Annotated in this window: 11 protein-coding genes; 6 read left to right on the top strand and 5 right to left on the bottom strand. The window is 52.2% G+C overall.

The genetic code is table 11. The features are described 5' to 3' along the window. Positions 1–35 precede the first annotated feature (35 nt). Complete coding sequence (locus HC248_RS04955; RefSeq protein WP_168921541.1) at positions 36–2,477, bottom strand: UvrD-helicase domain-containing protein; 2,442 nt, start codon at positions 2,475–2,477, stop codon at positions 36–38. A gap of 91 nt (positions 2,478–2,568) precedes the next feature. On the opposite strand from HC248_RS04955, the gene HC248_RS04950 reads away from it, so the two are divergent. Then, a complete protein-coding gene (locus tag HC248_RS04950; RefSeq protein WP_168921540.1) occupies positions 2,569–3,276 on the top strand; it encodes a hypothetical protein in 708 nt (235 codons plus the stop codon). 250 nt (positions 3,277–3,526) lie between these two features. After that, entirely contained in the window at positions 3,527–4,504 is a 978-nt protein-coding gene (locus HC248_RS04945) for a GMP reductase (protein WP_168921539.1), read from the top strand. An 85-nt stretch (positions 4,505–4,589) separates the two neighbouring features. On the opposite strand, the gene HC248_RS04940 is transcribed toward HC248_RS04945, so the two are convergent. Both HC248_RS04940 and HC248_RS04935 read right to left on the bottom strand, forming a co-directional pair. Next, the gene (locus HC248_RS04940) at positions 4,590–5,525 is read right to left on the bottom strand and encodes an alpha/beta hydrolase (protein WP_168921538.1); all 936 of its coding nucleotides are present in this window, start codon (positions 5,523–5,525) and stop codon (positions 4,590–4,592) included. Between the two features lie 565 nt (positions 5,526–6,090). Continuing rightward, on the bottom strand, positions 6,091–8,160 hold the full coding sequence (locus HC248_RS04935) for a DEAD/DEAH box helicase (protein ID WP_168921537.1): 2,070 nt from the start codon (positions 8,158–8,160) through the stop codon (positions 6,091–6,093). Between the two features lie 399 nt (positions 8,161–8,559). Between HC248_RS04935 and HC248_RS04930 the strand changes: the two genes are divergently transcribed. Then, positions 8,560–9,540 (top strand): IS30 family transposase, encoded by a 981-nt coding sequence (locus HC248_RS04930; RefSeq protein WP_168920864.1) that lies wholly within the window; start codon positions 8,560–8,562, stop codon positions 9,538–9,540. Between the two features lie 60 nt (positions 9,541–9,600). Here the strand turns inward: HC248_RS04930 and orn are convergent, their stop codons facing one another. Then, positions 9,601–10,164 carry an oligoribonuclease gene (gene orn / locus HC248_RS04925; protein WP_168923675.1) on the bottom strand — a complete coding sequence of 188 codons (564 nt, stop codon included), beginning with the start codon at positions 10,162–10,164 and terminating at the stop codon, positions 9,601–9,603. Between the two features lie 34 nt (positions 10,165–10,198). On the opposite strand from orn, the gene HC248_RS04920 reads away from it, so the two are divergent. The 3 genes from HC248_RS04920 to rsgA are packed head-to-tail and all read left to right on the top strand — an operon-like array spanning position 10,199 to position 12,755. Continuing rightward, entirely contained in the window at positions 10,199–11,488 is a 1,290-nt protein-coding gene (locus tag HC248_RS04920; RefSeq protein ID WP_168921536.1) for a M48 family metallopeptidase, read from the top strand. Further along, positions 11,485–11,802, top strand: a complete 318-nt coding sequence (locus HC248_RS04915; protein WP_168921535.1) for a 4a-hydroxytetrahydrobiopterin dehydratase — start codon at positions 11,485–11,487, stop codon at positions 11,800–11,802. Before HC248_RS04920 ends, HC248_RS04915 begins: the two co-directional genes overlap by 4 nt. Further along, positions 11,799–12,755, top strand: coding sequence for a ribosome small subunit-dependent GTPase A (gene rsgA, locus HC248_RS04910; RefSeq protein ID WP_238342720.1), 957 nt, complete (start codon positions 11,799–11,801; stop codon positions 12,753–12,755). The genes HC248_RS04915 and rsgA overlap by 4 nt, the downstream gene beginning before the upstream one ends. 15 nt (positions 12,756–12,770) lie before the next feature. Here the strand turns inward: rsgA and HC248_RS04905 are convergent, their stop codons facing one another. Further along, the gene (locus tag HC248_RS04905) at positions 12,771–13,793 is read right to left on the bottom strand and encodes a CobD/CbiB family protein (protein WP_168921534.1); all 1,023 of its coding nucleotides are present in this window, start codon (positions 13,791–13,793) and stop codon (positions 12,771–12,773) included. Positions 13,794–13,840: the final 47 nt, after the last annotated feature.

Here is a 13,840-nt window from a genome sequence, read left to right as displayed (position 1 = left end):
AGTGATAGCAGGCGTTATTAACTCGGCTTCAAGGCTTAAACAATCGTTAATTTCGCCACACTCAAGGCCAACCATTTCACGCCATGTCTAGGGAAATTAATTTGCGCTCTGGCATCGTCTCCGCTGCCTTCTAGCATCAAGACTTTGCCTTCACCAAACTTGGCATGAAAGACTTGCGTGCCATTTCTCAGTCCGTGTGCCGCCGCTGCACTGCGCTGGCTTGCGGCGGCTGGGCCTTGATCGGCCTGCTCGGCTCGGCCAGAAAAAACACTGCTGGCCCAGTCACTGCGCTTGCCGCTGGCGCTGTGTTTTTCCCAACTGCTGCTGGCACCTAAACCAGAAGAAAAACCAGGATTTTTTGGCGTAATCCACTTCAGCGCCGATTCGGGCAGTTCTAGAAAAAATCGACTTTTAAGGTTGTAGCGAGTCTGGCCATGCAGCATCCGAGTTTGCGAATGACTTAAGTACAAACGCTTGCGCGCACGCGTGATCGCCACATACATCAGGCGCCGCTCTTCTTCTAAACCGCCAGCGTCGTTCATGGCGTTCTCATGCGGAAACAAGCCTTCTTCAATGCCGGTGATAAACACGCAGTCAAACTCCAAACCTTTGGACGAATGCACGGTCATGAGTTGCACCGCATCTTGTCCGGCTTGTGCTTGGTTGTCGCCAGACTCTAGCGCTGCATGGGTTAAAAAAGCCACCAAGGGACTTAAAGTCTCACCGGTTTCACTATCGGGTGCGAGTAACTCAGGCAAGGTTTCATCGAGAATTTCAAAATTAGCATCTAGACCTTGGCTGGCTGGCGATTGATTTAAATTTGGGCTGCGCATGGAGTTACCCAATTCATCAACCGGCAACGCCACCACGTCGCGGCCAAAGCCTTCTTGGCTGACAAAAGACTCAGCAGCATTAACCAGTTCAGAGAGATTTTCCAGTCTGTCTTGGCCTTCTTTTTCGAGTTTGTAATGCTCAGTTAAACCGCTGTGCGTGAGCACCAGTTCTATGATTTCACGCAGACTCATGGCGCTGGTTTGCTCACGCAGCACATCGAGCTTAGCGACAAAGGCGCGCAAATTAGTACCGGCCTTACCGCTAACTGCGCTGACACCGTCATGCAGTGAGCAGCCCGAGCTGCGCGCCATATCTTGCAATTGCTCAATGCTGCGCGCGCCTATGCCGCGCGGTGGAAAATTCACCGCACGCATAAAGCTGGTGTCGTCGTTGGGGTTCTCTAGCAAGCGCAGATAAGCCAATGCGTGCTTAATTTCAGCGCGCTCAAAAAAGCGCAAGCCGCCGTAGACGCGGTAAGGCACGCTGGCGTTAAAAAGCGCCGTTTCCATGACCCGACTTTGAGCGTTGCTGCGGTATAAAAGTGCGATTTCTTTGCGCGACGTGCCATCGGCCACCAGTTGCTTAACCTCATCGACAAACCACTGCGCCTCGGCAAAATCACTCACCGATTCATAAACCCGCACAGGCTCGCCCGGGCCAGCATCAGTACTGAGGTTTTTACCCAAGCGGTTGGTGTTGTGGCTGATCAGCTGATTGGCCGAATCCAAAATATTGCCAAAGCTGCGGTAGTTGCGCTCTAACTTAATTTGATGCGTGACGCTAAATTCACGCACAAAGTCGGCCATATTGCCGACTCTTGCGCCCCTGAAAGCGTAAATGCTTTGGTCGTCATCGCCGACGGCAATCACAGAACCACCCGGTATGGCGGCCGCATCGCTTGGTGCGTGTGGGCCTTGGCCGGCCAGCATCTTGATCCACGCATATTGCAGTTTGTTGGTGTCTTGAAACTCGTCTATCAAAATATGCCGAAAGCGGCGCTGGTAGTGCTCGCGCACCGAGATGTTATCGCGTAGCAACTCGTAGCTGCGCAGCATCAGCTCACCAAAATCCACCACGCCTTCGCGCTGGCATTGGTCTTCATAAAGCGCATAAATTTCGACTTTTTTACGTGCTTCTTCATCCCGCGCCGGCACGTCTTTGGCGCGCTGACCGTCCTCTTTGCAGGCGGCGATAAACCACATTAACTGTTTAGGCGGAAAGCGTTCGTCGTCGATATTAAACTGCTTACATAAGCGTTTAATCGCCGAGAGTTGGTCTTGAGTGTCGAGTATCTGAAAGCTTTGCGGCAGGTTTGCCATCTTGTAATGGGCGCGTAAAAAGCGATTACAAAGGCCATGGAAGGTGCCTATCCACATGCCGCGTGCATTGACCGGTAACATGCTCGTCAAACGCGTGAGCATCTCTTTGGCAGCCTTATTAGTAAAGGTCACAGCGAGTATGCCGCCGGGCGAGACCTGACCGGTTTGCAGCAACCAAGCAATTCGCGTGGTGAGCACACGGGTCTTACCCGAGCCCGCACCCGCGAGGATTAAAGCGTGGGTTGCCGGTAGTGTGACGGCAGCGAGTTGCTCTGGGTTGAGGTTTTGCAAAAGCGGGGAGTTGGACGATTCATCTTGGAACATCTCCCCATTGTAGAAAGTCCCGATGAAAGAATTTATGCAGTGTTTTTTATCACCCACTACGGGTTTGATTTGTCTAGCACTGCTAGCGCCCATGACACAAGCTAACGCACAGCAGCAAGGGTTTTGCGCCAGTGATGGCCAAGCCGCGCCAGTGCAGCTGTTGGAACGGTTTATCAACGCCGAATGTGAGAACTGCTGGCAAGACCCCAGCACGCTCAAAGCCAAGCCCGGCCAAGCTGTGCTGGACTGGGTGGTGCCGGGCGCTAGCGGTGATGCAGCGGCTTTATCGGCCGTCGCTGGCATCGAAAGTTTGGACCGCTTACAGGCATTAAAACTTGCCGTACCCGCCCAGACGGACAACAGCTTGAAAGAAGTCAAACCGTTAGCTGGTGCAAGTTTGCGCGTGGCCCATGGCTTGGCATTGACGGGCTATTTGGGCGCTTCGATTGAATTTAAACCCGCGGTCAAGGCAAACTCCGATCAAGCACTGACTGCTTGGCTGGCGCTGGTTGAAACCTTGCCGGCGGGCACTGAGGGCTCGCCAGTGGCACGTCACTTAGTGCGCAATTCCATTGCAGTGATTTGGAACGGGAATGATGCAGCGCTCAGCTCAGACGCGCCAGCAGGCCGACGTTTTGAGTCGCGTGTCATGAGCGTAGCTGGCAGCGCAAATGCAGAGCAGCTGCGGGTCATAGGCTGGCTTGAAAATTCTGCCGGTGAGGTGGTGATGGCGGCGCAGTCGGCTTGCGAAGATTTGGCGGAGCCGGCGGAGAAAGCCAAAACAACGCTGAACAATTAAGCTCCCGACTCATATGCATACTTATGAATAATAAATAGTCAACTTATAAAGCAGCGCTGGCCAAATTCATAAGCCGGATTCACCACTAAAGGCTATACAAAAAAACCCATAACGATGACCAGCACTAGGCCCTACACTCGGATACCGGGCCCAAGCAATTGCGCCCGGTTTTTTTTGCCCAAAAAAAACCGGTGCAGTCCAAGTGCCTTCTGTTCATCAACAGTTTTTTAAAAAAGCTTGGGACTCAAAAATGGAAATCTTCGACTACGACAATATCTTGCTACTGCCGCGTAAATGCATAGTAGAAAGCCGCGCTGAATGTAATGCCGGCGTCGAGCTAGGCAGCCGCACTTTTCGCATACCGGTAGTGCCGGCGAATATGAAGACTGTGATTAACGCAGAACTTTGCGTTTGGATGGCTCAAAACGGTTACTTCTACGTCATGCATCGTTTTGATTTAGATAACCTTAAGTTCGTGCGTCAAATGCGTGAGCAAGGTGTTTATGCCTCTATATCACTGGGCGTCAAACAACCCGACTACGACTGCGTCGACAGCATGCTCGCAGAAGGCCTAGTGCCGGACTACATCACGATTGACATCGCCCACGGTCACGCCGAGAGTGTGCGAAAAATGATTGTCTATCTCAAGCAGAAAATGCCCACCGCTTTTGTCATCGCCGGCAATGTAGGAACGCCAGAAGCGGTGATTGATTTGGAGAGCTGGGGCGCGGATGCGACCAAGGTTGGCATTGGCCCGGGCAAGGTTTGCATCACCAAGATGAAGACCGGTTTTGGTACCGGCGGCTGGCAACTCTCTGCGCTCAAATGGTGTGCCCGCGTGGCGACCAAACCCATCATCGCCGATGGTGGTATTCGTGAGCATGGTGACATCGCCAAGTCGGTGCGCTTTGGTGCCAGCATGGTGATGATTGGCTCAATGCTGGCGGGACTAGAAGAAAGCCCGGGCAAGACGGTGGAAGTCGATGGACAACTGTTTAAAGAATACTACGGCAGCGCATCGGACTTTAACAAAGGCGAATATAAGCACGTCGAAGGCAAGCGAATTTTAGAACCCATCAAAGGCACTCTAAAAGCCACGCTACGTGAGATGGAAGAGGACGTGCAAAGCGCAATTAGCTACTCTGGCGGTAAAAAGCTAATGGATATTCGCAAGGTCGACTATGTGATTTTAGGTGGCGATAATTCCGGTGCACATTTGCGTATGTAGTTTTGGCGCCTATTGCGCTAAGTGCGTTGACTGCAAAAAAAATTTTTGAAACTAGTGCCTTTGCTGGCACTAGCGTCAAAAAAGTTTAGACCAGTTCTGGCTGGCTCAACTCAGGCTCTTCATACACCGGTTTATCCAACCCCAGCAACTCCAGCGCCAGCTCATGCAGTCGGTGGGAAGGCTCTATTAAAGCGTCAAGAATACTAAAGTGATTCAGATCGGCCAGCGCGCCACAAATCGGCACAGTCACACGGCCCCAGACATCTTGGATCAAACGGTTCTGGCGCAGAAATTCTGCACTCTCAGCACCACCGGCCACGCTGTAAAGCGTTTTGCGGCGCGGCCGCGGCAGCAAAGCTGGGCTAGCTTTCAACACATGCTCGGGCGTGAGTTGAAGAGAGTCTTTTAAAAATGGCGTATGCCGCAGTGGCTCAAGATCAAACACGCCAGAAATCGACAGCGCCGAGCGAAATACATCAGACGGCAGATCTATCGCATAGGTCATCCACTGGCAGGCCAGAAGCATTGCAGCGAGATGACCACCCGCTGAGTGACCCACCACAGTAATGCGTCTTGGGTTGCCACCATGGTCGGCAATATTGCGCCAAGTCCAAGCCAGTGCTTTGACCATTTGGAGGCTGATTTCTGGAATCGTCACGGCTGGGCAAAGCGCGTAATTGGGAATCACCACACAAGCGCCAGCCGCAGTGAATGCCGGCGCGATAAAGGAATGATCGGCCTTATCCAATGAGCGCCAATAGCCGCCGTGGATAAACACTAGAACCGGTGCACCGCCTTCGGGAACCGGTGAACCGTCGGGTGCAGCGGCAGGGAAAATATCAAGACTTTCAGCCGGTCCATCGCCATAGGCTTGGTCTAAGGTGCAGACTAAGGACTTGCGTGCGTGATGCGAATCCTCGCCCCAGCGTTTGAAATAATCAGCATGATCGGGCACAAGCGCACGATTGTTATACATACTGTCTAGCCACTCAGGATTCCAAATCTCTGCTGATTGCTTCATTGTCAATACCTTAGTTTTACTGTGTTCTTGTAACGTCTGCCCAGCAATCCGAACCTACGCTTTTGGTTTACCAAAGCAGAGCTAGCGGTTTAGTGATCAAACACATTATGACGAGCATGTGTAAGCTGATTAAAGCTAATCGTTTTTGTTTACAACTCTTCACGTTGCATGAAGTCTTCAAACTGGGCCACTATGCTGGCGTTGGCAATCAAGCCTGCGTCCACGGGCTAAACCTCAGGCGCTCAAATACCTGTCTGTTGAGCGGTCGAAAGTGAGACCACTCATCGGCTTGAACACCTCAAAAATGACTTCACGGTGTTCGGACTGAGTCATCACTTCAGCTCGCAAACATCTCACCAACGCGTCAAGTTCGCATGCCTCAAGAGATTTAGAGAAATCATTTAAAACTGCTCGATCCATAAGGGTGAAGAAAGCGAGCAACAAAGAAATGAATGGCAAAAACCTAGACATAAAAAAAGCCGCTGCAGACCTTTCGGTTTGCAGCGGCTTTTTAGTATTTATTCAAACGGGCTTGAAAAACCCAATTGATCACAATGCGCAGAGCTTAGTCACGTGAAGGCTTACCAAACTTGCCGCCACCGGCTTTCTTGGCTGCATCACGGGGCACAAACACCTTACCGGCTGGACGGGGTGAGAATGCTGGCTTGCGGTTAGCGAAATCGGCACGCGGTGCAAAGCCTTCGTTACGACCTTCGTTGCGGCCACCATCATGGCGTGGTGCAAAACCTTCATTGCGAGGCGCAAAGCCTTCGTTACGTGGTGCGAAACCTTCATTACGCGGTGCAAAGCCTTCGTTGCGCGGTGCATTGAAATTGCGGTCATCAGGACGGCGCGGTGCGCGGTCAGCAAAATTGCGATCGCCACCACCAAAGTTGCCTTGTGGCTGACCTTGGAACTGTGGACGGTCACCGCCACGGTCGTTAAAGTTACGCTCGCCGCCACGGTCATTGCCACGATCGCCGCCGCGGTTGCCACCAAAGCCGCCGCCTGCACCACTACCGCCGCCGCCAAATGATGGCTTGCGACCGGCATAACCGCCGCCGCCACCGCCGCCGCTACGACCGCGATCACCACCGCCGCCGAAGTTGCCACGTGGGCGCTCGGAAGTCGGTGCAAAACGCTGTTGTGGCTCCAGACCTGGAATGGTGCTGGCTTTGAGGTTTTGTTGTGTGTAGTGCTCGATATCTTGAATCTTGCGACGATCGCGGAATTCGGCGATGGTAATCGCAAAACCACTGCGACCAGCGCGGCCGGTACGGCCAATACGGTGCACATAGTCTTCCGATTTCATCGGCAGACCGTAGTTAATCACGTGGGTGATGCTAGGCACATCGAGGCCGCGGGCAGCGACGTCTGTAGCAACCAAAATCTGAACCCGACCGTCACGGAAAGCCATCAAGCGGCGATTGCGCAAACCTTGGCTCAAAGCACCGTGCAATGCAACGGCGCTAAAGCCTTCTTGCACCAAATCGTTAGCCAGACCGTCACACTCGACTTGGGTGCTAGCAAACACGATGGCTTGGTTCATGGTGGTGTCGCGCAGCAGGTGGTCGAGCAACTTGCGCTTGTGCGCCATGTTGTCGGCCCACAGCAGGGACTGAGTAATTGAGAGATGCTTTTCGTGCGGCGAATCGATCTCGACGCGCTGTGGCTGACGCATTACGCGGGTAGCCAGTTGCATGATGCGCGGCGCGAAGGTAGCGCTAAACATCATGGTCTGCTTGCGCTCAATGGTGAGCTGATTGACTTCGGTCAAATCATCGGCAAAGCCGAGGTCAAGCATACGGTCGGCTTCGTCAACCACGAGAAACTGAACTTGGTCGAGTTTGATTTGCATGCTGCGCTGCAAGTCAAGCAAACGACCTGGTGTGGCAACTACCAAATTGGCGTTTTGCAGTTTTGCAATTTGCAACTGGTAAGGAATACCACCGACAACGTTGGCAACGCGCAGACCGCGGCAATGACGCACCAAGTCGATCGCGTCGGCACAAACTTGCTGAGCCAGTTCGCGGGTTGGGCACAAAATCAGGGCGCCGGGTGTGGCGGCTTTGAAATTGCGCGTATTGGTTGGGTCTTTACGCTTTGGCTTTTTAGCTGGGGACTCGCCGCGGGCAATAGCTTCTGCACTGAGGCGTTCGAACTCAGCACGCTCGGTGCGCTCAGCTTCTTCTTGTTGCATCAACAAGGTGTGCAACACTGGCAGCAAGAAGGCCGCAGTTTTGCCGCTACCGGTCTGGCTGGAGACCAGCAAGTCGGTGAATTTGGCTTTAGGGTCTTTGTTTTCAGCATCCAAGGCCTGCATGGCTTTAGGGATGGTGGCGAGCTGAACAGCGGTCGGCTGGGTGAAACCCATGTCGGCTACAGCTTGCAGCAATTCTTTGGCCAGACCAAGTTTGACAAAGCCGTTTGGCTCTGCGGCAACTGCGTCTAGTGACGTTACTTGGCCTTCAGGGGCGTCGATAAAGTCAGGAACCGTGTTGGCATCGACGTCGGAGGAATCCAGCGTCAGATCGGCAACGGTGAGCGAGAAATTCTCGTTCATGTTGTTGTCGGAAATATTGTCAGTAATAGCGTCGGACGAAACTTCGCCACGTGCCTCAAAAGAGTCAGTCATGTTTTTTTCTCACTAATCCCCTGCGCGCCCAATTAAATGATGGGGACAGGAAACTCCACCCCCCGCTGCGCGAAGGGCTTCGTTCATGGTTAATAAAACATCAACCATCAAACGAATATGCGAATCGGGCTAGAAAAATTTGCCTGATGCGTTGACCCTGTTCTCAGGGTCCAAAAGTGTGAGGTAGATGTACAAATAATTGCAAATGCACTGTGTGCTTTTCTGCAAGTCTTAGATTATGGCACGGTTTACGGGTTTCTACTAATAATTAATTGAAATCAATTTAAGGAAAAGCATTCGCGGATTCAAGTCTGAAGTGCAACTTTGAAATTAACCGTACGGGTGGGTGAGATGTGAGAGCATCCAAGCTTCCCGACTACCAAGTCAAAGTTGCCCAGAATGATTTACACACACCTCACCCGTGACGAACGTTACCAGATTGCAATCCTCGTCAAAGCAAACTTCAATCAAAGTGAAATTGCAAAAATGATGGACCGTGATAAATCGAGCATCAGCCGTGAGTTGCGTCGTAACCGCGGTCTACGAGGCTATCGCCCTAAGCAGGCAAATGACAAAGCCCAAGAACGTAGACTTGCCTGCGCCAATAGTCCTAGAGTTGCTGACTCGACATGGGCTGTAGTGGAGGAAAAGTTGGCTGAGGCTTGGAGCCCCGAGCAAATCAGCGGCCACCTCGAAGCTAGCCACCAACCCGGTGTTAGCTATGAGAGCATTTACCAGTACATCTACGCTGACAAACGCGCGGGCGGCACCTTGCATAAAACACTGCGTTGCCAGAAGACGCGAAAAAAACGCAGCAGTGGCCGTGAACGGCGCGGCACCATCTCTCACCAGGTCTCAATAGAACTGCGACCCGACATCGTGCTTGAGCGTGCGCGCTTTGGCGACTGGGAGGCTGATCTGGTGATTGGTGCCGGGCAGAAGCAAGCACTAGTGACGATTAATGAGCGTGTCTCTCGCTATTCAATAATTTTCCACGTGCCATTCAAAACAGCGCAAGCCGTAGGGGACGCGTTAATCACTTTACTCAAACCGTTCGCTCATTGCGTGCACACTCTCACGACTGATAACGGCAAGGAATTTGCCCAGCATGAACGAATAGCTTCTGCGCTGAGTGCAGATTTCTTTTTCGCCCATCCATACGCCTCGTGGGAGCGTGGGGCGAACGAGAATATGAACGGTTTGATTCGCCAGTTTTTCCCAAAGGGGATGCGCTTTAATTGCATAACCGACGATGACATTGCTTTAGCGATGCACAGGCTCAATCATCGTCCTAGAAAATGTTTAGGGTATCGAACGCCGCATCAGGTTTTTATGGAACAGTTAGAGTCCTATCAGCATACGGTTGCACTTCAAGCTTGAATCCGCCATTCATTAAAACCAAAGTATTGGCATGTTTGGTTTTTAAAGGCAAATTCACGTCTATTTCAAAAAATGTGTTCGGTAATGCTCAAGCTCATCAATGGATTCATTCACATCGGCCAGCGCGGTATGGCGTTGATTCTTCTTAAACGCGGTGTAGACCTCTGGACTCCAGCGCTTAGCCAACTCTTTAAAGGTGCTGACATCGACATTGCGGTAGTGCAAGAAGGCTTCCAGCTTAGGCATGTAAAGCGCCAGAAAACGCCGGTCTTGGCTAATCGTGTTGCCACACAAAGGCGAAGTACCCTTGGGCACGTAAAGCGCGAGAAAAGCCAATATCTGTGCTTCTGCATCCTGCTCGGTCACGTTGCTGAGTTTGACCTTTTCGATCAAGCCGCTGCGACCGTGCGTACCCTTATTCCAGTTGTCCATTTGAGCGAGTAATTCGTCGGACTGATGAATCACCAACACTGGGCCTTCAATACGCGGCGTGAGTTGCGGGCCAGTAACAATAATGGCGATTTCTATGATGCGTTCTTTTTGCGGGTCAAGCCCGGTCATTTCGCAGTCTAGCCAGACCAAATTTTGATCGGATTTTTTAAGTGTGGTTTCGGTATCTAACATGCAGGTATTCTCGCTGATCGAATAAACTGGTCGCATGAACGATTACCCCTTTCTTTTCACTTTATTGGTTTGCGCAGCGCTGGTGTTCAGTCTGCTGGTGCGCTTTTACCTAGCCTCACGCCAAATTCGCCATGTGGCAGAGCACCGCGGCGAGGTACCTCAAGCTTTTGCTGCGACCATTTCGCTGCAAGCGCATCAAAAAGCCGCGGACTACACCATTACCAAAGCGCGCATTGGCTTACTTGAAATGGCGATTGGTGCGGCCTTGCTGCTAGGTTGGACGCTGCTGGGCGGACTTGACGCGCTGAACCAAACCCTATTGGCTTCGCCGCTCAGCAACTATGGCAGTCTGATTCCACAAATTGCACTCTTGGCAGCGTTTGGCCTAATCGGTGGACTACTCGATTTGCCCATCTCTTTATATAAAACATTTGTGATTGAAGAGCGCTTTGGCTTTAACAAGCTGAGTTTCAAGTTGTGGCTGGGCGATTTAGTCAAATCAACTTTAGTCGGTGCCATTATTGGCCTGCCGGTGATAGCCCTTATTCTCTGGATTATGGGCAGCACAGGCAGCTTGTGGTGGCTGTGGGCATGGGCCGCCTGGATGGGCTTTAACTTACTGGCTCTGGTGCTTTACCCGACGCTAATCGCGCCGCTTTTCAACAAGTTCAAACCGCTAGACGACGAATCTTTAAAAGTTCGTGTCACGGCTTTGATGCAGCGCTGCGGCTTTGAAGCCAAGGGTTTATTCATCATGGACGGCAGCCGTCGCTCAGCCCATGCAAATGCCTACTTCACCGGTTTTGGTGCGGCCAAACGGGTGGTTTTTTATGACACCTTGCTGAATCAACTCAACCCAGCAGAAGTCGATGCTGTGCTGGCTCACGAGTTAGGCCACTTCAAACACAAACACATCATCAAACGCATTGCGTCAATGTTTGCACTCAGTCTTGTCGGCTTTGCGCTACTGGGATGGCTCTCGACGCAAGTCTGGTTCTACACCGGTTTAGGCGTGTTACCAAACCTTGCTGGTGCCAACGACGCAATCGCCTTGCTACTGTTTATGCTGGTGCTGCCGCTGTTTAGCTTTTTTATTACCCCGCTGTTTGCGCAGCTCTCTCGCAAAGACGAGTTTCAAGCCGATGCTTATGCGGTCTCGCAGACCGATAGTCGTGATCTGCAAAGCGCGCTGCTAAAGCTCTACAAAGACAATGCCAGCACCCTCACACCAGACCCCTTGTTTGTGAAATTTTATTATTCCCACCCACCCGCATCAGAGCGGATGGCACGCATGAATTTACTGACCGAAAGCCGCTCACTATGAACCCCATCCATCAAAACCGACACGCTTTGAGCGCCACCGAAATCGTCACCCAATTGAGCAAACTCAATGGCGAGCAAGCGATGGGCTGGCTACTGATAGATGGCGCGTTGGAGAAAAGTTTTAACTTCAAAAATTTTCATGAAACCATAGGCTTTGTTAACGCAGTAGCCTATATCTGCAATACCGAAAATCACCACCCAGACCTGGCAGTGAGTTACTCAAAATGCACGCTGCGCTTTTGCACCCACGATTTCAAAAGCCTTAGCATTAGCGACTTTTTCTGCGCGTCGAAAGTTGACGCCCTGCTCTCTTGAGCAAGCGGGAACCACGCGCCGCTGCCAGCTTGCCAGGCACCTTAACGGGTCTGGTGGTCGCTGGTTTTGGTCGCCATGTGCTAGTAGAGACCGAAGACGGCAAGCGCGTAATTTGCCACCCACGTGGCAAAAAAGGCCAAGCCTTGGTGGGCGACAATGTCCGCTGGCTGCCGTCGCAGGACGAAGGCACGATTGAAAAAGTTGACGAGCGCAGCAATGTCTTTTATCGCCAAGACGAAATGCGCACCAAGTCTTTTGCCGCCAACTTAGATCAGGTTTTGATACTGATAGCGGCAGAGCCTGAATTCTCAGAAAGCCAACTCACGCGCGCACTGATTGCGGCCGAAGCCGCACGTATCAAACCTATCATTGCCTTGAATAAAAGCGATCTGACTGAACCCTTTGGCCGGGGCTGGACCAAGTTAGCGCCCTACCGCAACATGGGCTACGAAATGCTGTCGCTAGCCATCAAACCCAAGACCGATACCGGCGACGCCAACCAAGCACAAACCGACACTTTGATGGCGCTGATACAAGGTAAAAAAACATTAGTCTTAGGCCCTTCTGGTGCCGGTAAAAGTAGTCTTACCAATCTATTGATACCGCAAGCCAAGATACTGACCGCAGAGATTTCTCAGGCACTTAATTCTGGCAAGCACACGACTACTAGCACCACGCTGTATTGGGTGGATGCGGCGCGCAGCACGGCTTTGATTGATTCACCGGGTTTTCAAGAGTTTGGCCTTAATCACATAGAACCCATGCAATTGGCAAATCTGATGCCAGACTTTAAGCGCCATGCGCAGAACTGCAAGTTCTACAACTGCACTCATCTGCATGAGCCAGGCTGTGGCGTGATCAATGAAATCAAAAGTCTGCCCAGCAGTATTAGCGCGGCGCGCTACCGACTTTATGGCGAGTTGTTTGAAGACCTGTCACAAACCCGCTATTAAATTCGGTTCCAGCCACTAGCCCAATAGGCGCGCCAACGTCAACAGGGCGAGAAGCATCATCCAAAGCACTACTGAGCGCCAAACTAGCCCGACAATGCTGCGCAAATGGGCTAGCTCTGGTGCACGGCCCGGACTAGATTCGGTCGCCTCAGCTTGAGAGCCGTCAACAAGACCGGACTCATCCGCAATCAAAGTAAAAGTTATTGGCTTTAGCGCCTGACCACCCAAGCGGACATTGACTGCACCAGAGGTCGCCGCCAGTATCACGCCGTCATTGCGCTCGGCGCTGGCGGCCGGTGAATCCGCAGCAAACCGCTGAGTATGCGTGCGCCAAGAATCTATCGCCTCTTCAAAACTACCGACTACAGCAAAACCTAGCGCAGTCGCGCGAGCGGGTAAGAAGTCAATCGCACCCCAAGCACGCGTAGCGGCCGTTTGCAAAGCTGGGCTAGCGACATCGCTGGATACGGCTAATGAAGCCGCTTTGTGAGCCCAGTAACGTGAAACAAATTCACTCAGGCGATAAAGAACCGCGCCAGCCGGGCCTAAACCCAGCGCGGCAAGCACAGAAAACCAAAGCAAAACGCCGAACACATGTCTGTGCGCCGCAAGCACAGAGTACTCAATCACATGGCGTACGATCTCGCTGCGCGGTAACTCACTGGCATCGACCTGACGCCATTGCGCTAACAACTCACGCGCTTGCGCTTCATCACCAACGTCAAGCGCATCCCGAATATCCGTAAAGTAGTGACTAAACTGGCGAAAACCCAAAGTTGCATAAAGCACAGCAACACTCCAGGCAAAAGCCAGCAATATGCTAAAGCTGAGTAACAGCCAATGAATCGCGAGAGTTAACAACGCCGGCAGCAGCACGGCGACACTCCAAGCCAGCCAGCCGTGCTGCGGTTTACCCGCATCCAAGCTGCGACTAGACCAGCGTGCCCAGGCGCGAAAACCAAGGTGAATCCAGTTGCCCCGGGCCATGGGTCTGGCCTGTTCAATAATTAGTGCAAACAATACGGCGAAAAAGCTCATACCAAATCATAACGGTCTGAACGAGTTCTAAACCGCGAAGACGCGTC

Origin of the sequence: Polaromonas vacuolata (assembly GCF_012584515.1) — a bacterium.
GTDB classification, from domain to species: domain Bacteria; phylum Pseudomonadota; class Gammaproteobacteria; order Burkholderiales; family Burkholderiaceae_C; genus Polaromonas; species Polaromonas vacuolata.
Note: the sequence above shows the minus strand (reverse complement) of the source record. Positions and strands in the feature narration are given on the sequence as shown.